Annotated in this window: 23 protein-coding genes; 14 read left to right on the top strand and 9 right to left on the bottom strand. The window is 68.6% G+C overall.

The window, feature by feature from the left end; genetic code table 11:
- From ACODTB_RS06950 to ACODTB_RS06940, 3 genes are all read left to right on the top strand, one after another.
- Entirely contained in the window at positions 1-1,047 is a 1,047-nt protein-coding gene (locus tag ACODTB_RS06950) for a TRAP transporter substrate-binding protein (protein ID WP_291116578.1), read from the top strand.
- A 166-nt stretch (positions 1,048-1,213) separates the two neighbouring features.
- Entirely contained in the window at positions 1,214-1,768 is a 555-nt protein-coding gene (locus tag ACODTB_RS06945; protein WP_291116575.1) for an NUDIX hydrolase, read from the top strand.
- A gap of 8 nt (positions 1,769-1,776) precedes the next feature.
- Complete coding sequence (locus ACODTB_RS06940) at positions 1,777-2,955, top strand: MFS transporter (protein WP_488929187.1); 1,179 nt, start codon at positions 1,777-1,779, stop codon at positions 2,953-2,955.
- A 10-nt stretch (positions 2,956-2,965) separates the two neighbouring features.
- On the opposite strand, the gene ACODTB_RS06935 is transcribed toward ACODTB_RS06940, so the two are convergent.
- Genes ACODTB_RS06935 through ACODTB_RS06925 form a run of 3 tightly spaced genes read right to left on the bottom strand, consistent with a single transcriptional unit; the run spans position 2,966 to position 4,287 of the window.
- Positions 2,966-3,289, bottom strand: coding sequence for an ATPase with chaperone activity (locus tag ACODTB_RS06935; RefSeq protein WP_291121921.1), 324 nt, complete (start codon positions 3,287-3,289; stop codon positions 2,966-2,968).
- Positions 3,290-3,301: 12 nt separating this feature from the next.
- Entirely contained in the window at positions 3,302-3,940 is a 639-nt protein-coding gene (locus ACODTB_RS06930) for an ATPase (RefSeq protein ID WP_291121923.1), read from the bottom strand.
- On the bottom strand, positions 3,937-4,287 hold the full coding sequence (locus ACODTB_RS06925) for a TA system antitoxin ParD family protein (protein WP_291121925.1): 351 nt from the start codon (positions 4,285-4,287) through the stop codon (positions 3,937-3,939). Before ACODTB_RS06925 ends, ACODTB_RS06930 begins: the two co-directional genes overlap by 4 nt.
- A gap of 92 nt (positions 4,288-4,379) precedes the next feature.
- Between ACODTB_RS06925 and ACODTB_RS06920 the strand changes: the two genes are divergently transcribed.
- Complete coding sequence (locus tag ACODTB_RS06920; RefSeq protein WP_291121927.1) at positions 4,380-5,069, top strand: DUF1294 domain-containing protein; 690 nt, start codon at positions 4,380-4,382, stop codon at positions 5,067-5,069.
- Positions 5,070-5,072: 3 nt separating this feature from the next.
- Here the strand turns inward: ACODTB_RS06920 and ACODTB_RS06915 are convergent, their stop codons facing one another.
- The 5 genes from ACODTB_RS06915 to ACODTB_RS06895 all read right to left on the bottom strand — a co-directional run bounded on the left by ACODTB_RS06915 (position 5,073) and on the right by ACODTB_RS06895 (position 10,318).
- Positions 5,073-7,415: a YgiQ family radical SAM protein gene (locus ACODTB_RS06915; protein WP_291121929.1), complete on the bottom strand. Its 2,343-nt coding sequence runs from the start codon at positions 7,413-7,415 to the stop codon at positions 5,073-5,075.
- 92 nt (positions 7,416-7,507) lie between these two features.
- Positions 7,508-8,086 carry a GAF domain-containing protein gene (locus ACODTB_RS06910; RefSeq protein ID WP_291121931.1) on the bottom strand — a complete coding sequence of 193 codons (579 nt, stop codon included), beginning with the start codon at positions 8,084-8,086 and terminating at the stop codon, positions 7,508-7,510.
- 24 nt (positions 8,087-8,110) lie between these two features.
- Positions 8,111-8,563, bottom strand: a complete 453-nt coding sequence (locus ACODTB_RS06905; protein ID WP_291121933.1) for a MarR family winged helix-turn-helix transcriptional regulator — start codon at positions 8,561-8,563, stop codon at positions 8,111-8,113.
- Entirely contained in the window at positions 8,553-8,750 is a 198-nt protein-coding gene (locus ACODTB_RS06900) for a hypothetical protein (RefSeq protein ID WP_291121934.1), read from the bottom strand. The genes ACODTB_RS06905 and ACODTB_RS06900 overlap by 11 nt, the downstream gene beginning before the upstream one ends.
- Positions 8,747-10,318 carry an FAD-dependent monooxygenase gene (locus ACODTB_RS06895; protein WP_291121935.1) on the bottom strand — a complete coding sequence of 524 codons (1,572 nt, stop codon included), beginning with the start codon at positions 10,316-10,318 and terminating at the stop codon, positions 8,747-8,749. The genes ACODTB_RS06900 and ACODTB_RS06895 overlap by 4 nt, the downstream gene beginning before the upstream one ends.
- 143 nt (positions 10,319-10,461) lie before the next feature.
- Here ACODTB_RS06895 and ACODTB_RS06890 point away from each other — a divergent pair, with 143 nt between their 5' ends.
- The 5 genes from ACODTB_RS06890 (at position 10,462) to ACODTB_RS06870 (ending at position 15,292) form a co-directional block, all read left to right on the top strand.
- Complete coding sequence (locus tag ACODTB_RS06890; RefSeq protein WP_291121937.1) at positions 10,462-11,376, top strand: crotonase/enoyl-CoA hydratase family protein; 915 nt, start codon at positions 10,462-10,464, stop codon at positions 11,374-11,376.
- A gap of 102 nt (positions 11,377-11,478) precedes the next feature.
- Entirely contained in the window at positions 11,479-12,057 is a 579-nt protein-coding gene (locus ACODTB_RS06885; protein ID WP_291121939.1) for a bactofilin family protein, read from the top strand.
- 86 nt (positions 12,058-12,143) lie between these two features.
- The gene (locus tag ACODTB_RS06880; protein ID WP_291121941.1) at positions 12,144-13,856 is read left to right on the top strand and encodes an ExeA family protein; all 1,713 of its coding nucleotides are present in this window, start codon (positions 12,144-12,146) and stop codon (positions 13,854-13,856) included.
- A gap of 13 nt (positions 13,857-13,869) precedes the next feature.
- The gene (locus ACODTB_RS06875) at positions 13,870-14,658 is read left to right on the top strand and encodes a general secretion pathway protein GspB (RefSeq protein WP_488929186.1); all 789 of its coding nucleotides are present in this window, start codon (positions 13,870-13,872) and stop codon (positions 14,656-14,658) included.
- 4 nt (positions 14,659-14,662) lie between these two features.
- Positions 14,663-15,292 (top strand): ABC transporter ATP-binding protein, encoded by a 630-nt coding sequence (locus ACODTB_RS06870; RefSeq protein ID WP_291113379.1) that lies wholly within the window; start codon positions 14,663-14,665, stop codon positions 15,290-15,292.
- Between the two features lie 13 nt (positions 15,293-15,305).
- Here ACODTB_RS06870 and ACODTB_RS06865 read toward each other — a convergent pair whose 3' ends face one another.
- A complete protein-coding gene (locus ACODTB_RS06865) occupies positions 15,306-16,469 on the bottom strand; it encodes an acyl-CoA dehydrogenase family protein (protein ID WP_291113377.1) in 1,164 nt (387 codons plus the stop codon).
- Between the two features lie 98 nt (positions 16,470-16,567).
- On the opposite strand from ACODTB_RS06865, the gene ACODTB_RS06860 reads away from it, so the two are divergent.
- From ACODTB_RS06860 to ACODTB_RS06840, 5 genes are all read left to right on the top strand, one after another.
- Positions 16,568-17,773, top strand: a complete 1,206-nt coding sequence (locus ACODTB_RS06860; protein ID WP_291113375.1) for an acetyl-CoA C-acetyltransferase — start codon at positions 16,568-16,570, stop codon at positions 17,771-17,773.
- 3 nt (positions 17,774-17,776) lie between these two features.
- Positions 17,777-19,930 (top strand): 3-hydroxyacyl-CoA dehydrogenase NAD-binding domain-containing protein, encoded by a 2,154-nt coding sequence (locus tag ACODTB_RS06855; protein WP_291113373.1) that lies wholly within the window; start codon positions 17,777-17,779, stop codon positions 19,928-19,930.
- Between the two features lie 70 nt (positions 19,931-20,000).
- Positions 20,001-20,744, top strand: a complete 744-nt coding sequence (fabG, locus tag ACODTB_RS06850; RefSeq protein WP_291113371.1) for a 3-oxoacyl-ACP reductase FabG — start codon at positions 20,001-20,003, stop codon at positions 20,742-20,744.
- Positions 20,745-21,006: 262 nt separating this feature from the next.
- On the top strand, positions 21,007-22,641 hold the full coding sequence (locus tag ACODTB_RS06845) for a GAF domain-containing sensor histidine kinase (RefSeq protein ID WP_291113369.1): 1,635 nt from the start codon (positions 21,007-21,009) through the stop codon (positions 22,639-22,641).
- Positions 22,638-23,024 carry a response regulator gene (locus ACODTB_RS06840; RefSeq protein ID WP_291113367.1) on the top strand — a complete coding sequence of 129 codons (387 nt, stop codon included), beginning with the start codon at positions 22,638-22,640 and terminating at the stop codon, positions 23,022-23,024. The genes ACODTB_RS06845 and ACODTB_RS06840 overlap by 4 nt, the downstream gene beginning before the upstream one ends.
- Positions 23,025-23,037: the final 13 nt, after the last annotated feature.

Here is a 23,037-nt window from a genome sequence, read left to right as displayed (position 1 = left end):
ATGATTCAACGCAGAACCCTGCTCCAGTCCGGTGCGGCCGTGGCCCTCGGCGCACCCGCGCTCACAGGCTTCGCCCAACAAAGCGTCACGCTCAAGTTCCACACGTTCATGGCGCCTCAGTCCAACGTGTACATCAACATGCACAAGGCATGGATGGACAAGGTCGAGAAGGAATCCGGCGGCCGGATCAAGTTCGAAGGTTATCCCGCCATGCAACTGGGCGGCACGCCCGTGCAGCTGTTCGACCAGGCCCGCGACGGCGTGGTGGACATCGTCTGGACCCTGCCGGGCAACACCCCGGGCCGCTTCCCGCGCACCGAAGTGTTCGAGCTGCCGTTCATGATGAACAACGCCGAAGCCACCTCCAGGGCCTTCTGGGAGTACATCACCACGATGGCCCCCGACGAGTACAAGGAAGTGCAGCCGATCGCCCTGCAGGTGCACGGCCCCGGCATGTTCCACATGCGCAGCAAGCAGATCAAGACCGCGGAAGACCTGCGCGGCTCCAAGGTGCGCGGCCCGACCCGCCAGATCACCAAGATGCTGGGCTACCTCGGCGCCATCCCCGTGGGCATGCCGCTGCCGCAGATCCCCGATGCGCTCTCCAAGGGCGTGATCGACGGCTGCGTGATCCCCTGGGAAGTGGTGCCCTCGGTCAAGGTGCACGAGCTCACCAAGTTCCACAGCGAGTTCGACCCCGCTGGCGGCGCGCTCTACACCACCACCTTCGTGATGGGCATGAACCGCAACAAGTACGCCTCGCTGCCGCCCGACCTCAAGGCCGTCATCGACAAGAACTCGGGCATCGAGACCTCCGGCTGGCTGGGCAAGGTGCAGCAGGCCGGCGATGCGCCCGGCCGTGAAGCCGCCGTCAAGCAGGGCAACACCATCTACACCATCCCCTCGGCCGAAGCGCAGGAATTCAAGCGCAAGGCGCGCCTGGTGGAAGTGGAGTGGGTGCAGGACATGGACAAGCGCGGCTTCGACGGCAAGAAGCTGCTCGAAACCGCCAAGGCCCTGATCGCCAAGCACGGCAAGAAGGCCTGAGCCTTCATCACGCAAAGAACCGGGCTGTCGCCCGGTTTTTTTTGCCCACCCGAAGCGAGCGAACCTTCCAGAACGCCGCAGATCCGGCTCTGCCAGTCTGCCAGCGTTGCCCCCTTGAGGGGGAGGCGCGCAGCGCTGCAGGGGTGGGTTCTCTTACACTGCCGCGATGCTGCGCACACCCCCCAAACACTGCCGCAACTGCGGCACCGCCGTCGACATGCGCCTGCCCGACGACGGCGACACCAAGATCCGCGCCGTCTGCCCCACCTGCCACACGGTGCACTACGAGAACCCGCTCAACGTTGTCGGCACCGTGCCGGTGTGGGGCGAGACGGGCGAGTACGTGCTGCTCTGCAAGCGCAACATCGAACCGCGCTGGGGCAAATGGACGCTGCCGGCCGGCTTCATGGAGCTCGGTGAAACCACCGCCGAAGGCGCGGCCCGCGAGACCGACGAAGAAGCCGGCGCGCAGTTCGAACTCGGCGACATCTTCACGCTGATGAACGTGGCGCGCGTGGGCCAGGTGCACATCTACTACCGCGCCCGGCTGCTGAGCGACCGCTTCGACCCCGGCCACGAAACCATCGAGGCACGGCTGTTCACCGAAGACCAGATTCCCTGGGACGAGATCGCCTTCCGCACCGTCAAGGAAACGCTGGAACACTACTTCGCCGATCGCCGGCAGGGCCGCTTCGGCTTCCACGCCTTCGACATCGCCTGAGCAGCGGCATGGGCTCGGCACGCGACTGGCCCCTGGTGCTGCGTCTGGGCACGGCGCAGACGCTGGCCTGGGCCTCCACCTACTACCTGCCGGCCCTGCTGGCCGCACCCATGGCCCGGGGCTTGGGCGTGCCGGCGTCCCACGTCTGGGGCGCGGTCACGGCCGCGATGCTGCTGGCCGCGGCGCTGGGCCCCTGGGCCGGCCGCGCCATCGACCGCTGGGGTGGTCGCCCGGTGCTCACGGGCACCAGCCTGCTCGCCGCTGCGGGCCTGGCGGTGCTGTCGCAAGCGCAGGGCACGGCGGGGCTGGTGCTGGGCTGGCTGTTGCTGGGCATCGTCATGGGCAGCGGCCTGTACGAAGCCGCCTTTGCCGCGCTGGTGCGGCTCAAGGGACATGACGCCCGCGCGTCCATCACCGGCATCACCCTGCTGGCCGGCTTCGCCAGCACCGTGGGTTGGCCACTCAGCGGCTGGATGGACACCGCCTGGGGCTGGCGCGGTGCCTGCCTGGGCTGGGCCGGCCTGCACCTGTTGCTCGGCCTGCCGCTGAACGCCAGCCTGCCCCGCGCATCCCCCTTGCCCGAGCCAGCCCGCAACGCGGCGCCGCCCTCCCCCGAGGCGCCCGCACCGCAGGCACCGCCGCACCGCTGGACGGCCGGCGTGCTGGCCTATGTGTTCGCCGCCACCTGGTTCGTGAGCACGGCCATGGCGGCGCACCTGCCGGCCCTGCTGATGGCCGGGGGTGCCACCCTGGCCGGCGCGGTTGCCATTGGCGCCCTGGTCGGGCCCGCGCAGGTGGCGGGCCGGTTGCTGGAGTTCGGCCTGCTTCGGCGGCTGCACCCGGTGTTCGCCGCGCGCGCCGCGGCCCTGGGCCACCCCCTGGGGGTCGCCTGCTGGATGCTGCTGGGCCCGGTGGCCGGGCCGCTGTTCGCCATCCTGCACGGCGCGGGCAACGGCATCATGACCATCGCCAAGGGCACGCTGCCACTGGTGTACTTCGGCCCCGCGGGCTACGGCCGGCGGCAAGGCCTCATCATGCTGCCCTCGCGCCTGGCGCAGGCTTTTGCGCCGCTGGTGTTTGGCGCCTGCCTCGAGCGCTGGGGCGAAGGCGCGCTGTGGATCTCCAGCGCACTGGGCCTGAGCGCCTTCGCCTGCCTGGTGTGGCTGCGCGCCACCAGGTCGCGCTGAGTCGCGGCCGTCAGGCCACGGGCGCACCGCCCTCGGGCGCCGGCCAATCCAGCAGTTCGGCCAGACGGTGCACCACCCACACCGACTCGGCCTCGCTCACCACCGTGGGCTCCACCCGCAACCCTTGCAGGCAGCGCGCGAGCACGTCGGCCTCGGTGATGCCCAGGCCGAATTCCATGTTGCGCGCGGTCTCGGTGAGCATCTGTGCCATGTCCTCGCACAGCTCATAGCGCGCGGCCAGCTCGTCGCGCGGCAGGCTGGGCTTCTGGCGCCCGGGCGCCACGTACAGCGCCAGGAAGGACGGGGGGATTTCGATCTGTGATTCGTCGGACATGCCGCACTGTAATCAATGGGCGGCGGCCGACGGGCCTTCGGGCACCTCGGCCAGCAGTCGCTCGGCCCAGGCCGGCCAGCGCACCGGGTTCTTCCACCGCACGCGCCCGGCACGGCAACGCGCCACCAGGCGCGGTGGCTGCACCACGCGGTTGCGCGGGCCCGAGGTGTCGTACAGCAAGGCCAGGTCGGCGAGCGCGACCGCTTTCGCCAGGTTCGCCAACGTGCGCGGGTAGCGCGCCAGGATGCGCTCGGGCGGCACGCTGTGGCCGCCCTCGCTTTCGCGCTGCTGCACGCGCGCGAGCAGCTGCCGGGGTTCGTCGACACAGACCACCAGCAACACGACCGCGAAACCGGCCGCCTTCGCCGCCGCCAGCAGATCGAGCTTGGACGGGTGCGAGAAGACGGTTTCGCTCACGAAGGACTCACCCGCCGCCAGGCAGGCCGCGCGCTGCTGGTCGGCCCATTGCCGCGCCATCTGCGAACGCTTCAACGGGTGGGTGATGTGCAGCAGGTGCGCGGCCTCGTGCAGGTCGGCATTGACGAACTCGGCCTCGGCCGGGATCAGCCCGGTGGCCAGCGCGGCCCGGTACAGCGTGGACTTGCCGGCACCGTTGGGGCCGGCGAGCAGGTAGAAAACCGGCTGGGTCACGCGGCGCGGCGAGCGGCCGGTGACTTGCTGCGGTTGTCGAGCACGGTCTGGCGCACGGCCTGGGCCAGGCGGCCGCTGGATTCGGCGGCCAGGAAGCGGGCCTCGATCGCATCGACCGGATCGGCCGCCGCCTCGGCGTGGCGGGCGGCGGCGTCGTAGCGGGCGATGGCTTCGCGGGCTTCCTGCACGGTCAGGCCCGTTTCTTCGGCGATGCGGCCCAGCGTGGCCCAGTACTCGATCTGGCCCGCCACCGACCGGCGCTGGGGCTGCGCGGCCTCACGTGCCTGCCGGACCAGGCCGGCGGGCAACTTGACCGAGGAAAATGCGCTGCTGCTGGAAGACGACATGAAAATCTCCTGGATGGCGCATTTTGCGCCATTTCGGATACCATGGCAACCGAGCGGATTTTCCACCCGACACCTTTCACACGCACGCGATCATGAAAAAACAGGGAACCGTGGTGCGCTGGGACAGCGAGAAGGCCTTCGGCTTCATCCGCTGCCCGCAGATCCCCGCCGACGTCTTCTTTCACCTGCGCGATTACAGCGGCCCGTCCAAGCCGCGCGAAGGCATGCAGGTGATGTTCGACGACATCCACGTGGGCGGCAAAGGCCCGCGCGCGCTGTCGGTGGAGCCGGCCCGCAACACCATCGTCACCGAGGCGCCCGCGCCGCCACCGCCCCCGGCCGGCGCCGAGCTGCTGCCACCCCGCCAGCCGGCGGCACGCTCGCGCTCGCAATGGCAGAAGCGGCGCGAGGAACGCCCCCTGTGGATCGGCCTGGGCCTGATCGCCTTCTGGCTGCTGCTGTGGCTGGTGGGCATCGGCACGGGGCGCTTCCCCTGGGTGATCCTGACCGCCGTGGTGTTGATCAACCTGGTCACGTTCTACATGTACTGGCGCGACAAGCACGCGGCCATCAACGAAGTGCAGCGCACGCCCGAAGACTGGCTGCACGGCCTGGCCGTGGCCGGCGGCTGGCCGGGCGCGTGGTTCGCCCAGCAGATCCTGCGCCACAAGACGAGCAAGCAGCCGTTTCGCCTGATCTATTGGGGCACGGTGGCGGTCAACATGCTGGCCCTGCTGGCCTGGATCTTGTGGCCGGCGTTCCTCGGCGCGCCGGCCGCCTGAGTTTCAGCGCGGCTTGCGCTTGCCCGCACCCGCCGGCGCGGAACCGGTGACGCGCGGCGGCAGGCCGGTGTGCTGCGTGAGCAGGCGGCCCTTGCCCGGCTGGGCGCCCGGCACCTTGTTGCCCACCGGCGTGCTGTTCTTGCGGCGCGCGCTCTGGTAGCTGCCGTCCGTCATCGGCTGGAAGGTGGGGATGAGGTGGTGCTTGCCGTTGCCGATGAGGTCGGCGCGGCCCATGGTCTTGAGCGCTTCGCGCAGCAAAGGCCAGTTGTTCGGGTCGTGGTAACGCAGGAAGGCCTTGTGCAACCGGCGGCGCTTGTCGCCGCGCACGATGTCCACGCGCTCGGCGCGGTCGTCGCGGTGGATGCCCTTGAGCGGGTTCAGGTTGGTGTGGTACATGGCCGTCGCGGTGGCCATGGGGCTGGGGTAGAAGGTCTGCACCTGGTCGGCGCGGAACCCGTTCTTCTTGAGCCAGATCGCGAGGTTCATCATGTCCTCGTCGCTTGTGCCCGGGTGGGCCGCGATGAAGTACGGGATGAGGAACTGCTTCTTGCCCGCCTCTTCGCTGAACTTCTCGAATAGCTGCTTGAAGCGGTCGTAGCTGCCGATGCCGGGCTTCATCATCTTCGACAGCGGCCCGCCTTCGGTGTGCTCGGGCGCGATCTTGAGGTAGCCGCCCACGTGGTGCTGCACCAGCTCCTTCACGTACTCGGGGCTCTTGACCGCGAGGTCGTAGCGCAGGCCCGAGCCGATCAGGATCTTCTTGATGCCGCGCAATTCGCGCGCGCGGCGGTAGATCTTGATCAGCGGGCCGTGGTCGGTGTGCAGGTTGGAGCAGATGCCGGGGTAGACGCAACTGGGCTTGCGGCAAGCGGCCTCGATCTCGGGCGACTTGCAGCCCAGGCGGTACATGTTGGCCGTGGGACCGCCGAGATCGGACACCACGCCTGTGAAGCCTTCCACCTTGTCGCGGATGTCCTCCACCTCCTTGATGATGGACTCCTCCGAGCGGCTCTGGATGATGCGGCCCTCGTGCTCGGTGATCGAGCAGAAGGTGCAGCCGCCGAAACAGCCGCGCATGATGTTCACGCTGAAGCGGATCATTTCCCAGGCCGGGATCTTGGTCGCACCGTCGTGCTTGCCGTGTTCGTCGGCGTAGGCCGGGTGCGGGCTGCGCCCGTACGGCAGATCGAACACGTGATCCATCTCGGCCGTGGTCAGCGGGATCGGCGGCGGGTTGATCCACACGTCGCGCGCGGTCGTGCCTTCGCCGTGCGCCTGCACCAGCGCGCGCGCGTTGCCGGGGTTGGTCTCGAGGTGCAGCACGCGGTTGGCGTGGGCGTAGAGCACGGCATCGCTCTTGACCTGCTCGTAGCTGGGCAGGCGGATCACCGAGCGTTCGCGCGGCGGCACCTTGAGCCGGCCCTTGCCCTGCAGCGCGGGGTTGGGCACGAACTTCAGCGTCTGGATGGCCGGGTTGACCTCGGCCGGCGCGGCGGCGGCCTCACCCTCTTCCTTGGCGCAGCTCTGCCCCTGGGCCTGGGCCTGTTCACTGGTGGTCTGGTAAGGGTTGATGTGGCTTTCCACACGCCCGGGCGTGTCGACCTCGCTCGAATCGATCTCGATCCAGCCCGCGGCCGTCGGGTCGCCGGGCCGGCGCACGAAGGCGGTGCCGCGCACGTCGGTGATCTGCTCGATCGGTTCGCGCGCCGCGATGCGGTGCGCCACCTCGACCAGCGCGCGCTCGGCGTTGCCGTACAGCAGCAGGTCGCACTTGCTGTCGACCACCACGCTGCGGCGCACCTTGTCGCTCCAGTAGTCGTAGTGGGCGATGCGGCGCAGGCTGCCTTCGATGCCGCCGAGCACGATGGGCACGTCCTTGAAGGCCTCGCGGCAGCGCTGGCTGTAGACGATGGCAGCGCGATCAGGCCGCTTGCCACCCACGTCGCCCGGCGTGTAGGCGTCGTCGCTGCGGATCTTGCGGTCCGCCGTGTAGCGGTTGATCATGGAATCCATGTTCCCGGCGGTCACGCCCCAGAACAGGTTGGGCTTGCCCAGGGCCTTGAAGGCCTCGGCGCTGGTCCAGTCGGGCTGGGCGATGATGCCCACGCGAAAGCCCTGTGCCTCCAGCACACGCCCCACCACGGCCATGCCGAAGCTGGGATGGTCCACATAGGCGTCGCCCGTCACCAGGATGATGTCGCAGCTGTCCCAGCCCAGCTGCTCCATTTCGGCGCGGCTCATCGGCAGGAACGGCGCCACGCCGAACCGCTTGGCCCAGTAGGGCCGGTAGCTGGTGATCGGCTTGGCGGCGCGCGCGAAGAAGGAGACGTCGATGGGGGCGTTCATGGGGCTGGCACAGACCCGGAGCGCGGGCGGCTGGAAAACCCCTGATTTTACGGGCCCACCCCCATTTCAGGGGCCTTCAACCCCATTCCCCCTCATTTGGGCCGGAGCTGCCATTCCGGCACCGACTCGGGCGCCTTGCGCACCACGCGCCGCTGATCGAGCTTCTGGGCCGCCAGCCGGGCCGTGAACTCCAGCTTCTTCAGGTCTTCCGTGTTGGGCTTGTCCTGGGGATGGAAGCTGAAGCAGCACAGCGTGCCGTAGATGTCGCCGTTCTCCAGCACGATGGGCGTGCTGATGTGCGTGCCGATCGGAAAAGGCACGCTCCTGAGCAATTCCGAGGCCAGCGGATGGGCCGAGGCATCGGCGATGAACCTGGGCAGGCGGCCATCGACCACGCGCTGGCACCAGGAGCGCTCCAGCGGCTCCGAGCCGCCCTCGCCGATCACGGGCGAGTCGGGCGCCTGGGACACATGGCGGAACACGCGCTGGCCATCGGTGAATTCGGAGACGAACACCACGTCCATCTTCATGCGCTCGCGCAGCAGGCGCAGCACTTCGGAGACCGAGTGGTCGATGAGTTCGTCGGAGGTGTCGGAAGTGGCCACCAGCAATTCGGTGACCTGGACCGTGAGGTCGTCGGCCTTGTAGCCGAGGTCGTTGAGAGGGTTCATGGCGCGTTTATAAACCGCCTCGCATCACCCTTCTCCAGTCGCCTTGTGCGAATGGGCAATCAGGCGGTCAAAAAGTGTTTCCAACTGTCTCTGCTCGTTCGCGGACAGGCAACCAAAAATCTCGGCATTGCGCTGCGCGATCAGGCGCATCACCTTTTTCCACAGGGCCCGCCCGCCGCGCGTGGGCACCAGCACCACGCCGCGCGCGTCCGCGTCGCTGGTGGACTTGAGCACCAGCTCGCGGTCCACCAGCATCTGCGCCGCGCGGCTGGCCTGGGCCTTGTTCAGGTTGGCGCGCGCCGCGAGGTCGCTCACCGACAACGGCGCGAATTCACCGATGGCGGCCAGGCAGCGCGCCTCGCTCACACCCAGGCCCATCGCCGCGTAGGCCTCGCTGCTGTGGCGGTCGGTGATCTTGTTGAGCTTGTGCAGGCGGTAGGTGAGGAAGTCCTGCAGCGAGGTGGTTTCAGCGCCCATGGTCCGTCCCCTCCCCGCTTTGCGCCAACGCGTTCGCGATCAGCGGCAACACCTGCTCGGCGCGCTCGAAGCGGCTCATGAGCGAGAGGCTGAGCATGGCGAGGAACATCGGCGCGCGCGCCTCGCCGACTTGCGAGAGCGCTTCACAGACGGCGCTGTAACTCTGGTCGAGATCGGTATCGGTCATGCGAACACTCCGGTGTCTTTCAGGGCGGCGCGCAGATGCGCAGGGTCCAGGCCATGCCAGCGGCCCATCACATAGCCGTCGGGCCGCACGAGCACCAGCGCGGGTTCATCCGGACGGCGCAGGCCGTAGCGCCGCCAGGCCTGGCCGAGGGTGTCGATGTCGGGTGGTATCTCCAGCACCGTGACACCGGCGTCGCTCAGGTCGGGGCCCGCGCCCCCGAAGGCCAGGCACACGAAACCATGGCCGAACCGGCCACTCAGATGCCAGGATGCGGCCCCATGGCCCCGCAGCAGGGCTTCGGGGGCGGGCGCGCCAGGCCGCGCGCGGTCGTCCGTCCATTCGCCGCCCTGCGCCGCGTTCAGTGGCGAACCCAGGTAGGTGATCGGGGAAGACTGGCGCGGGTTGATCAGCGAGCGCACCTGCTCGTCGCTCACCGCCAGGCGCAGCGTGGCTTCGCGCATGAGCTGGTAGGCGAAGTTCGGCGGTGCCATGAACTCGGTGCTCTTGGCGCCGTAGGCGATGTTCTCTCGCGTGGCGTGCACGCGTTCGGCGGAGTAGGAGTCGAGCAAGGCGTCGGGCGATTCGCCGCGCAGCACGCGGGCCAGCTTCCAGGCCAGGTTGGCCGCATCGTCCAGGCCCGAATTGAGTCCTCGCACACCGAAGATGGGCACCAGGTGCGCTGCATCGCCGGCGAAGAACACACGGCCGTGGCGGTAGCCGGGCAGCGTCAGGCACTTGGCGTTGTAGATCGAGATCCACAGCGGCTCCCAGGGCGCGTTCTCGCCGATCATGGCCAGGTGGCTGCGCACGCGCGGCAGCACGTTCTCGGGCTTGACCGCCTCCACCGGGTCTTCGTCGTCGCGGATCTGGTAGTCGATGCGCCAGACGTCGTCGGGCTGGCGGTGCATGAGGATGGTGGAGCCGGGGTTGGACGGCGGATCGAACCAGGCCAGGCGCTCCACCGGGCGCTGCGTCTTCTGCACCACGTCGACGATCACGTACTTGCCGTCGTACTGCGTGCCTTCGAGCTGCAGGCCGAGCTGCTCGCGCACCGTGCTGCGGCCGCCGTCGCAGGCGACGACGAAGCCGGCCTGCACCGTCTGCCGCCCTTGCGGCGTGTCCACCTCCACCTGCACGCCATCGGTCTGCGGGCGCACCGCCACCACGCTGCTGGCCCAGAGCACGCGCGATGCGTCGCCTTGCGCCTGGGCGGCCTGGTGGGCGAACGCTTCCACATGGAACTGCTGGATGTTGACCATGGGCGCGAAGCGCTGGCTCGGCTCGGCGGGCATCTCGAAGTGCAGCACCTCGGTGTCGCGCCAGTGGCTGCGGCCGCCCGTCCAGCTCAGTCCCTTGGCCACCAGCGGTGCATCGGCACCCACCCACCCCAGGATCTCCTGCGACCGCCGCGAGATGCAGATGGCGCGGCTGCCGGTGCAGTAGCTCTCGTCGGCTTCGATCACGAGGTGGGCGATGCCCTCGCGCGCGAGCAGGGCCGAAAGGGTCAGGCCCACGGGACCGCCGCCAGCGATCAGCACGGGAATGGAGGAAGGCAATTCTGGGTTCATGGTGTCCATATGGTTGCGTGCGCAACTTTATACATTTTTGGTTGCGTGCGCAACCACATGGGCATGGGGCCGCTGTCTCCGAGGCAACTGCGGCAAGCCCGGGTGCTGCCTATCATGGGGAAAACAACCCAGGAGACACGACCATGCCCAGCTTCAACACCCTGCGCATCGAGAAGGATGCGAACCAGCCGCGCGTCGCGCGCCTGCTGCTCAACCGCCCCGAACGCCTCAACGCCATCAACGACGAGACGCCGCGCGAGATCCGCGCCGCCGTGGAATGGGCCAACGCCGATGACGAGGTGCACGTGATCGTGGTCGAGGGTGCCGGCAAGGGCTTCTGCGGCGGCTACGACCTCTCGATGTTCGGTGAGGGCGAGATCGACCACCCCTGCCAGCAGGAACGCCACCCCTGGGACCCGATGGACGACTACGCCTTCATGAAGCGCAACACCGAAGACTTCATGGCGCTGTGGCGCAGTCCCAAGCCCACCATCGCCAAGGTGCACGGCGCGGCGGTGGCCGGCGGCAGCGACATCGCACTGTGCTGCGACCTGCTGGTCATGGCCGATGACGCACGCATCGGCTACATGCCCACGCGCGTCTGGGGCTGCCCCACCACCGCGATGTGGACCTACCGCCTTGGCGCCGCGCGCGCCAAGCAGATGATGTTCACCGGCAACGTGATCGACGGCCGCACCGCCGCCGCCTGGGGCCTGGCCAACGAGGCCGTGCCGGCCGACCAGCTGGAAGCGACCACCATGCAGCTGGCCGAGCGCATCGCGGGCGTGCCGCGCTCGCACCTGGCCATGCACAAGATGGTGGTGAACCAGGTCATGCTCACCATGGGTCTGGAACAGACGCAGCAGATGGCCACGCTGTTCGACGGCATCACGCGCCACAACCCGGAGGGCCTCTGGTTCCGCCGCCATGCGCAGGAAGCGGGCTTCAAGGACGCGGTGCAATGGCGCGACAGCGGCCGGCCGATTCCCGAAGGCGACGAAGCGCGCGCCCTGATCCGCGAGATGGAAAACCGCAACAGGTCATCCCCGAAAAAATGAAACCGCATGTACGGTTCATCTCGTTACCCCTCTTACGGGACGACCGAAAATGTAATCCGCATGCCGCTTAGCATGACCGCTTCATTTACAGAAGGAGCTGGCATGGCACTGCATTTTGGCAAACGAGACGATCAACCCAAGACCCTGAACACCGGCATGGCCACGCAACGTTACGGCCAGCCCGCGAGCAGCAGCACCAGCGCCTCGCAGGCCCAGCCACAGACCCCGGCCCCCTCCACCCCCGACCTGGACCTGGCCACCCCCGCCGCCACGGGCAGCGCCAGCGCCTCGTCGTCCACCCCCGAAGGCGGCAGCAAGCTCACCGTCGGCCCGAACATCAAGCTCAAGGGCGTGGAGATCACCGACTGCGACACGCTCGTGGTGGAAGGCCTGGTCGAGGCGACCATGGATTCGCGCGTGATCCAGATCGCGGAACAGGGCGAATTCAAGGGCTCGGCCGAGATCGACATCGCCGAGATCCGCGGCGTGTTCGACGGCAACCTCACGGTGCGCCAGAAGCTGGTGATCTACGCCACGGGCAAGGTCACCGGCAAGATCCGCTACGGCAAGGTCGTGATCGAGGAAGGCGGCCAGCTCTCCGGCGACATCGAATGCTCGTCCTCGGCCAGCGCGAAGTACCCCGCCTCGTCGTCGCAGCGCTCCATGGCCCTGGCGGCCTGACCGTCCGCTAGCAGCGCGGCACACGCCCGGCACGGCTCGGCCGGGCGTCGTTGCCCGCCCTCGGCGGCCCCGTTATGCTCGGGGCCATGTACGCCGAATTCTTCGGGTTGAAGCAGGACCCCTTCTCCATCGCGCCCGACCCGCGCTACCTCTTCATGAGCGAGCGCCACCGGGAGGCCTTGGCGCACCTGCTCTATGGCATCCGCGGCGGGGGTGGCTTCGTGCTGCTCAGCGGCGAGATCGGTGCCGGCAAGACCACCATCTGCCGCTGCTTCCTGGAGCAGATCCCCGAGCAGTGCCGGGTGGCGTACATCTTCAACCCCAAGCTCACGGTGGGCGACCTGCTCAAGACGATCTGCCGCGAGTTCCATATCGAGGTCCAGCACGAGGGCATCGGCCCAGCCACGATCAAGGACTACCTGGACCCGCTCAACGAGTACCTGCTGCAGAGCCACGCCAAGGGCGAGCGCAACGTGCTCATCATCGACGAAGCGCAGAACCTCACACCCCACGTGCTGGAGCAGCTTCGCCTGCTGACCAACCTGGAAACCAGCGAGCGCAAGCTGCTGCAGGTCATCCTGATCGGCCAGCCCGAGCTGCGCGAGGTGCTCGCCCGGCCCGAGCTGGAACAGCTGGCGCAGCGCGTGATCGCGCGCTTTCACCTGGGCACGCTCAACGAAGCCGAAACCCGCCAATACATCCAGCACCGCATGCAGGTGGCCGGTCTGCGCGGGCCACTGCCCTTCTCCAACCAGGCGATCCAGCGCATCCACGAGATCACGCGGGGCGTACCGCGGCGCGTGAACCTGCTGTGCGACCGTGCCCTGCTCGGCGCCTATGCCACCCACCAGGCCCGTGTGGAGCGCGCCGTGGTGGAGAAGGCGGCGAGCGAGGTGTTCGAGACCGATGCGCCCATGCCCAAGCTCCGCCGTGGGCAGGCCGCCGCGCCGCTGACCGCCTGGGCTTCGCCGCTGGGCACCCTGGGCATCGGCCTGGTGGTGGGCGCGCTGGTGACCGGCGCGCTGTTCTGGTTCTGGAGCCACAGCGCACCCAGGGCGACCGCGGCGGCACCGCCCCCCGCCACCCCTCAGCCCGCCCCCGCCGCAGTGGCCGCCCCACCCGCGCCAACGCCCGGCGCAGCAGCCCCAGCCGACACGCCCGCACCGACGCCTGCCGCGGCGAACCGCCCCGAACCCCTGCCCGGCCCACCCGAGGCGTCGGCCCTGCTCAAGAACGAAAACGAGGCCTGGCGCGAACTGGGCCCGCTCTGGGGCCAGGCACTGGCCTCGGGCGACCCCTGCACCGACGCACAACAAGCCCAGTTGCAGTGCTACCGCACCGACCGCATGACCCTCAACGGCCTGCGCCAGCTCGATCGGCCCGGCATCATCACCCTGCGCCAGGCGGGCCAAGGGTCGGGCCTGGCGCTGGTGACTGCGCTCACCCACGACACCGCCACGCTGCAGGCGGGCGACCAGCGCTGGCGCATGCCGCTCACTGCCCTGGCCGACAGCTGGCGCGGCGACTTCGCCACCCTGTGGCGCACGCCGCCGGGCCAGACCACCCGCCTGGTGGACGGCCGCACCGGCCCGGCCGCTGACTGGCTGGGCGAGCGCATCGCCAGCCTGCAGGCGGCGGGCAAGGTGCCGCCTTCGGCCCACCAGCTCTCCGCCCGCATCCAGGCCTTCCAGCGCGCCAACGGCATCGAGGCCGCCGGGCTGGCCGGCCCCATCACCTTCATGCAGGTCAACCTGGCCAGCGGCGTGGACGAGCCCCGGCTCTCGCGCCCCGGCTCCTGAGGGCCGTTCCACGATGTCCTACATCCTCGATGCCCTTCAACGCGCCGACGCGGAGCGCGAGCGTGGCCACGTGCCCGGCCTCAACAGCCAGATCGTGCCACCCCCCAGCCGAAAGGCCAGACCCGTGCGCCGTCGCAGCGTCTCCCGCACCGCCGTGGCGGGGGCGGTGCTGGCCGCGCTGCTGATCGCCGCCGGCCTGTGGTGGTGGCTGGGTCAGGCCGACGAAACGCCGGTCGCCGCGCCATCGCCAGCGCCAGCATCCGCCGAGCCAACGCCACCCGCCATGCCTCCGGTGGCCGCCGTGACCCCAGTCCCAGTGGCCCCCAGCCCCGTCCTGCCCGCGCCCGAACCGGTGCAGCCCATCCTGGCGCCGCCCCGTGTGGAACCCGCACCCAAACGGCCCCAGGCCAGCAAGCCGCCGGCGCCCGCGCCAGCCGCCACCCCTGCCGCGCCACCACCGGCCAACGCGCCTGCCGCAGCGGCCACGCCAGCCCCCGCCACGACGGCCAGGGCACCCGCCGTGACACCGCCTGCGGCCCCGGCCGCCGCCAGCCCCCCGGACGCCAACGCCGCGCCTGTGCGCAGCTTTGCCGAGCTCTCGCCCGAAGCCCGCGCGCAATTGCCAGCCGTCAACGTGAGCGGCTCGACCTACTCCAAGAACCCGGCTTTGCGCATGCTGATCGTCAACGGCAAGGTGCTGCAGGAAGGCCAGGAGATCTCGCCCGGCTTCAAGCTGGAGACCATCGGCCAGCGCAGCGCGGTGCTCAACCACAACGGCCTGCGTTACTCCATCGGCTACTGACGACATGAACGCCGACCCGGAAGAACCCGTCCTGCAGGTCAGGGGCCTGTGCTTCGGCTGGGCCGAGCCGCCCCTGTTCGATCGGCTGTCGTTCGACATCCCGCCCGGCGTCAGCCTGGTGCGTGGCGACGACGGCAGCGGCAAGAGCACGCTGCTGCGGTTGCTGGCCGGGGCGCAGAACGCCGACGCCGGTTCGCTGGTCATCCACGGCATCCACCTCGACGAACACCACGACGCCTACCGCCACCAGGTGTTCTGGATCGATCCGCAGACCGAGGCGCACGACGCGCTGGCGGCCAAGGGCTACCTGGACAGCCTGAGCCACCACTACCCGAACTTCGACGCCGAGGCCATGGCCGAACTGGCGGAGGGCTTCGGGCTGGGGCCGCACCTGGCCAAGCCGATGTACATGCTCTCCACCGGCAGCCGGCGCAAGGTCTGGCTCACCGCGGCGTTCGCGTCGGGTACACCGCTCACGCTGATCGACCAGCCCTTCGCCGCGCTCGACGCGCCCTCGATCCGCTTCCTGCGCGGGCTGCTGCAGGACGCCGCCGACCACCCCGGCCGCGCCTGGCTGCTGGCGGACCACGAGGCGCCCGAGGGCGTCCCGCTGAAGCAGACGATCTCGCTCTAGCAGGGCCTGCGGCTCAGCGCCCGCCCAGCCCCATCCCGCGCGAGATCACCTCTTTCATGATCTCGTTCGTGCCGCCGTAGATGCGCTGCACGCGCGCGTCGGCATACGCGCGGGTGATGGGGTATTCCCACATGTAGCCGTAGCCCCCGTGCAGTTGCAAGCACTCGTCCATCACCTTGCACTGCAGGTCGGAGCACCAGTACTTGGCCATGCTCGCGGTGGCGGTGTCGAGCTTGCCGTCCACGATGAGCTCGCAGCACTTGTCGACGAACACGCGCGCCACCTGCACCTCGGTCTGCAGCTCGGCCAGGGTGTAGCGCGTGTTCTGGTACTGGGCCACGGCCTGGCCGAAGACCTTGCGGTCCCTGGTGTACTGCACCGTCCAGTCGATCGCGGCCTGCGCCGACGCCACCGCGCCGATGGCGATCTGCAGCCGCTCCCAGGGCAGTTGCTCCATGAGGCAGATGAAGCCCCGGCCTTCCATCGCCGGGCCGCCCAGCAGGTTCTCGGCCGGCACCGCCACGTTGTCGAAGAACAGCTCGGAGGTGTCCTGCGCCTTCATGCCCAGCTTCTTCAGGCGCTTGCCTTTCTCGAACCCCGGCATGCCGCGCTCGACCAGCAGCAGGCTGGTGCCCTTGGCGCCCGCACTCGGGTCGGTCTTGGCGACCACGATCACGAGGTCGGCATGCCAGCCGTTGGTGATGAAGGTCTTGCTGCCGTTGAGCAGGTAGCTGCCGTCGGGCTGCTTGATGGCGGTGCTCTTGACGCCCTGCAGGTCGCTGCCGGCGGCGGGCTCGCTCATCGCGATCGCGCCGACCATCTCGCCCGTGGCGAGCCGGGGCAGGTATTTTTTCTTCTGTTCCTCGGTGCCGTAGTGCAGGATGTACGGCGCCACGATCTCGCTGTGCAGGCCGAAACCGATGCCGCTGAAGCCGCTGCGCGCGATCTCCTCCATCTGCACCACCGAATACAGCTTGTCAGCCTCCGAGCCACCGTAGGCCTCGGGCAGGGTCATGCAGAGAAAACCGTTCTCGCCGGCCTTGCTCCAGACCGCGCGGTCCACGTAGCCCTGCTCTTCCCAGGCCTCGTGGTGTGGCGCGACCTCCTTCTCCACGAACTTGCGGAAACTGTCGCGAAAGGCCTCGTGGTCGGCGTTGAACAGGGTGCGTTCGATCATGGTGTCACCTATCAGACTGCGGCGAAGAATTACAGAAAGCAAATGCTTGGCAAAAGTCTATACTGATTCGCGGCATCCGCCTTCCCCCAGGAGACACCATGAGCGAAGCATTCGTATTCGATGCCGTGCGCACGCCGCGCGGCAAGGGCAAGAAAGACGGCAGCCTGCATGAGGTCAAGCCGATCGATCTGCTGGCCGGCGTGCTCACGCATCTGCAGCAACGCAATGGCTTCGACACCGGCGCGGTGGATGACGTGGTCATGGGCGTGGTCTCGCCCATCGGCGAGCAAGGCTCGGTGATCGCCAAGGTGGCCGCCCTCAAGGCTGGCTGGGACTGGCGCTGCTCCGGCGTGCAGCTCAACCGCTTCTGCGCTTCCGGCCTGGAGGCGGTAAACATGGCGGCGATGAAGGTGCGCAGCGGCTGGGAAGACCTGGTGGTGGCCGGCGGCGTGGAGAGCATGAGCCGCGTGCCCATCGGCTCCGACGGCGGCGCCTGGGCGCAGGACCCGCAGACCAACAGCGATACCCTGTTCGTGCCGCAGGGCGTCGGCGCCGACCTGATCGCCACGCTCGAAGGCTTCACCCGCGAGGACGTCGACGCCTTCGCCCTCGAATCGCAGAAGCGCGCGGCGGCCGCGCGCGCGGCTGGTCACTTCAAGGGCTCGGTCGTGCCCGTCACCGACTTCCTGGGCCAGACCATCCTGGAAGAAGACGAGTTCATCAAGCCGCAGACCACGATGGACGGTCTGGCCTCGCTCAAGCCCGCGTTCGAACACCTCGGCGGCATGGGCTTCGACGCCGTGGCGCTGCAGCGCTACCCACAGGTCGAGCGCATCCACCACGTGCACCACGCGGGCAACTCCTCGGGCATCGTCGACGGCGCGACCGCCGTGCTGATCGGCAGCGAAGGCGCGGGCAAGGCGCACGGCCTCACGCCGCGCGCGCGCATCGTCTCGGTGGCGCTCTCGGGCGCCGACCCCACCATCATGCTCACCGGCCCCATGCCGGCGGCGCGCAAGGCCCTGGCGAAAGCCGGCCTGTCCATCGAGCAGATCGACCTGTTCGAGGTCAACGAGGCCTTCGCGGCCGTGCCCATGAAGTTCATGAAGGAGATGGGCGTGCCCCACGAGAAGGTGAACGTGAACGGCGGCGCCATCGCCATGGGCCACCCGCTGGGGGCCACCGGCGCCATGATCCTGGGCACCCTGATCGACGAGTTGCACCGCCGCCAGCTGCGCTACGGCCTGGCCACGCTGTGCGTGGGCGGCGGCATGGGCATCGCCACGATCATCGAAAGGGTCTGAGGCATGAAAACCATCCGCTACGAACTCGCCGACGGCATCGCCACCATCACCTTCGACGAGGAAGGCTCCCCCGTCAACACCATGTGCGCCGACTGGCAGCAGGACCTCACCGAGGTCACGGCGCAGGTCATGCGCGACTGCGCCGACATCAAGGGCATCATCCTGGCCTCGGCCAAGAGCACCTTCTTCGCGGGCGCCGACCTCAAGGGCACGATGCGCCTGCAGCCCAGCGACGCGCCGCGCGTGTTCGCCGAGATCGAGCAGACCAAGAAGAACTTCCGCACGCTGGAGACGCTGGGCGTGCCGGTGGTGAGCTGCATCAACGGCACCGCGCTGGGCGGTGGCTGGGAAGTGGCGCTCGTGGGCCACCACCGCATCGCGGTGAACGACCCCAGGATCCAGCTCGGCCTGCCCGAGATCACACTGGGCCTCATTCCCGGCGCCAGCGGCATCACCAAGATGGTGCGCCTGCTCGGCCTGATGGGCGCGCAGCCCTACATCCTGGAGAGCAAGCTGTTCAACCCGCGCGAAGCCCAGGAGCTTGGCCTGGTGCATGAGCTCGTGTCGCCCGAGGGCGACGTGGCCCACGCACTGCGCAACGCCGCACTGGACTGGATCGCGGCGCACCCGCAGTCGCGCCAGCCCTGGGACGACAAGAACCACAAGATTCCCGGCGGCACGCCGAGCAACCCCAAGGTCGCCGGCATGCTCACCGTGGCGCCGGCCATGCTCAAGCAGAAAACGCGCGGGCTCTACCCGGCGCCCGAGGCGGCGCTCGCCGCCATGGCCGAAGGCGCCATGGTGGACTTCGACACCGCGCTGCGCATCGAGAGCCGCTACCTGGCGAAGCTCATCGTGAGCCCGGTGGCGAAGAACATGATCAACACGTTCTTCTTCAACCTCAACGCGATCAAAAGCGGCCAGTCGCGCCCCAAGGGCATCTCGCGCTACAAGCCGAAGAAGGTGGGCGTGCTGGGCGCTGGCATGATGGGCGCGGGCATCGCCTACGTGCAAGCCAGCCGGGGCATCCACACCGTGCTGGAGGACGTGAGCATCGAAACCGCCGAGCGCGGCAAGTCCTACAGCTTCAAGCTCACCCAGACCCGCGTGGACCAGGGCCGCATGAGCCCCTACGACCAGCGCGAGCTGCTCGACCACATCCTGCCCACCGACCACCCGAGCGACCTCAAGGGCTGCGACCTGATCATCGAGGCGGTGTTCGAGAACCGCGAGGTCAAGGCCGCCGTCACCAAGGAAACCGAGCCCATGCTGGCCGCTGGCGGCTTCTTCGCGAGCAACACCTCCACCCTGCCCATCTCCGGCCTGGCACAGGCCAGCAGTCGGCCGCAGCGCTTCGTCGGCATCCACTTCTTCAGCCCGGTGGACAAGATGAAGCTGGTGGAGATCATCCGCGGCAAGGAGACCGACGACGAGACCATCGCGCGCGCCTTCGACTACGTGCAGGCCCTGGGCAAGCTGCCCATCGTGGTGAACGACTCGCGCGGCTTCTACACCAGCCGCACCTTCGGCACCTTCGTGATGGAAGGCGCGGCCATGCTGGGCGAAGGCATTCCGGCGCCGGTGATCGAGAACGCCGCCATGCAGGCCGGCATGCCGGTGGGGCCGCTGGCCGTGCTGGATGAGACCGCGCTTTCGCTCTCGGTGCACGTGATGGACCAGACCCGCGCCGATTTCGAGAAGGAAGGCCGCCGCTACACCGCCACGCCGGGCGAGCTGCTGGTCGAGCGCATGGTCAAGGAATTCAAGCGGCCGGGCCGAGCCGCCGGCGGCGGCTTCTATGACTACCCCGCGGGCCAGAAGAAGCAGCTCTGGCCCGAGCTCAAGGCGCGCTTCGAGAAGCCCGGTGCCGCCTGGGACCTTCAGGACGTCAAGGACCGCCTGATCTACCGCCAGTCGGTGGAGACCGCGCGCTGCCTGGCCGAAGGCGTGCTCACCAGCGTGCACGACGGCAACATCGGCTCGATCTTCGGCATCGGCTTCCCGGCCTGGACGGGCGGTGCGCTGCAGTTCATCTACGGCATGGGCATCGAGGCCTTCGAGCGCCGCTGCGCCGAGCTGGCGGCGCGCCACGGCGCGGGCTTCGCGCTCGACGACGCGGCGAAGAACGCGATCCGCCAGCACCAGCCGGTGTACTGAACACGCCCGGTCCCACGCGCCGGCGGCCACCCCGCCGGCGTTTTTTTGAACCACCTCCCCCCTCTTCCCCATGAAACGACTCGCAGGAAAAGTCAGCCTCATCACCGGTGCGGCGCAAGGCATCGGCCTGGCCACCGCACTCAAGTTCGCGCAGGAAGGCGCCACCGTCATCGTCTGCGACGTGAAACAGACCGCGGTGGACAGCGCCGTGCGGCAGTGCGAGGCGCTGGGCGCGACCGCGCTGGGCTTCGTGATGGACGTGACCCAGCGCGAGATGGTCGACGCCGTGGTGGCCCAGGTGAAGGAACGCTTCGGCCGCATCGACGTGCTGGTGAACAACGCCGGCATCACGCAGGACGCGCGCCTGCAGAAGATGACGCCAGAGCAGTTCGACCGCGTGATCGACGTCAACCTGCGCGGCGTGTTCCATTGCGCGCAGGCCGTGGCCGACACCATGACCGCGCAAGGCAGCGGCGTGATCCTCAACGCCTCGTCGGTTGTCGGCATCTATGGCAACTTCGGGCAGACCAACTACGCCGCGAGCAAGTTCGGCGTGATCGGCTTCACCAAGACCTGGAGTCGCGAACTCGGCCCCAAGGGCGTGCGCGTGAACGCGGTGGCGCCCGGCTTCATCGCCACGCCCATCCTGGACACCATCCCGGCCAAGGTCATCGCCGAGATGGAGCACCGCGTGCCGCTGCACCGCCTGGGCCGGCCGGAGGAGATCGCCAACGTCTATGCCTTCCTGGCCAGCGACGAGGCCAGCTACATCAACGGCGCCGTGATCGAGGTCTCGGGCGGCATGTCGGTGTAGAGAAGCCCCCTGCGCCGCCTGCGGCGTCTTCCCCCCCGGGGGGACGCACCTGGCGGCCCGGCCAAGCCGGTTCCGCGGGTCCATTGGAGGCTGGCGCCACTCGCCTGGTTTTTTTGGTCTGGCCGCGAATTGGCGGGGGAACGTGACGGAATCGCGTGCCGTACTTCCGGGTACCGCCGTAAGCCGCGCCTGCGCGTGCCATATACCCGCCTGGTATGCAATCATCGGGGCCTCGCTCCGTCCCCGTCCCGTTCCGGCCCGCATGCAGACTGCTCCCTTTCCCCCCAACGAGGAACAACGCCTGGCCCGATTGCGGGGCCTGGGCGTGCTCGACACCCTGCCTCAGAAAGCGTTTGACGACATCTCCGCCCTGGCGCAGGTGATCTGCGGCACGCCGGTGGCGCTGATCACGCTCGTCGACCGCGATCGCCAGTGGTTCAAGTCCCGCGTCGGCGTGGACGTGAGCGAAACCCCGCGCGAGGTGGCGTTCTGCTCTCACGCCATCCTCGACCCCGGACACGTCATGGTGGTCGAGGACATGAGCCAGGACATGCGTTTCCAGTGCAACCCCCTGGTGACAGGCCCCACCAACGTGCGCTTCTACGCCGGTGCGCCCATCGTCACCAGCGACGGCTTCGCGCTGGGCACGGTGTGCGTCATCGACCAGATGGCGCGAACGCTGCATTCGGTGCAGCTGAGCGCCCTGAGCCGCCTCTCGGCCTTGGTCTCCACCCTGCTTGAACACGAGCGGGCGCGCCAGCTCGAGGCCCGGCGCTCCGCCAACGAGGCCCAGCAGGCGCACGAGGAGCTCACCGCGATGGCCGCTGCCGGGCTGGACCTGCAGGCCTACATCGATGCCGACGGCGTCTACCGCCATGTCAACCAGACCTACCTGAACTACATCGGCAGCACGCGCAGCGAAGTCATCGGCATGGCCGTGAAGGACCGCCTGGGTGAGGCGACCTACAACAACATGGTCGGCTCCAAGATGGCGCGCGCCATGGCCGGCGAGACCGTGATCTACCAGCGCGTCTCGCATTTCAAGGTCGCCGGCGACCGCCACATGGAGGTCGCCCTGCTGCCCGTGCGCGGCGCGGACGGGAAGGTCAGCGGCGTGGTCATGCGCGGGCGCGACATCCAGGAACTCAAGAACAAGGAACGCCAGCTCGGCGAAACCATCGTCCAGCTCGAGAAGAAGACGCTCGAGCAGGAGCGGTTCATCCACATCCTGTCGCACGACCTGCGCGAGCCCATCAACGCCATCAACAACTTCACCTCGCTGCTGGAGGCCGACCACCAGCACGAGCTCTCGCCCGAAGCCCGGCGCTACCTGGGCTTCGTGCGCACGGGCGGCCAGCACATGGCCTGCCTGCTGGACAGCCTGCTGAAGTACGTGCGCCTGGACCGCCACTCGCTCGACAGCGGGCCGGTGGACGTGACCGTGCTGGTCGGCCAGGTGGGCGACGACCTCGGCGACGCACTGTCGAAAACCCAGGGCCAGTTGCAGTGCGACCCCCTGCCCACCGTGCAGGCCGATCCGTCCCTGCTTCGCATCGCGCTGCAGAATCTGGTGGCCAACGGCCTGGCGTTCGCGCGGCCTGGCGTTCCGCCGCACGTGCGCGTGAGTGCCACGCGCGAGCATGGCTTCGACCAGATCCACGTGCTCGACAACGGCCTGGGCATCGCCCCTGAACACCAGGCCAGCATCTTCGACATGTTCAAGCGCCTGCACCCGCGCAAGACGCACGCCGGCTCGGGCCTGGGCTTGCCGATCTGCCGGCGCATCGCGGCACTGCACGGCGGCCACCTCTCGGTCCAGTCGGTGCCGGGCGAAGGCAGCCGTTTCACGCTGCACCTGCCGGTGCCCCACGGCACGCCGTCCCGAGGCGCCCCATGACCATTCCACAACGTTTCATCCTGGTCGACGACAACGAGGCCGACAACGTCTACCACGAGATCATGATCCGCCGCGCCGGCTTCACCGGCGAGGTGCGGGTGTTCGAAAGCGGCGCCGAGGCGCTGGACTTCCTGCGCAGCGACCCGCTGGCCACGCCCACCTGCCTGTTTCTCGACATCAACATGCCGCAGATGGACGGCTTCGAGTTCGCGCGCCAGGCCCAGCCGCTGCTGCAGGACAAACCCACCATGCTGGTGATGATGCTCACCTCGTCCGACGCACCGCAGGACCGCCTGCGCGCCAGTGGCATGCCGGTGATCCAGGGCTTCGTCACGAAGCCGCTCACCCGGGAGCGCGTGCGAGAAATGCTGCAACAGGGCTGAATTGCCTCTGTCA

It is taken from the genome of Hydrogenophaga sp. FG152, assembly GCF_057809615.1.
This window is presented reverse-complemented; position numbering and strand designations above follow the sequence as displayed.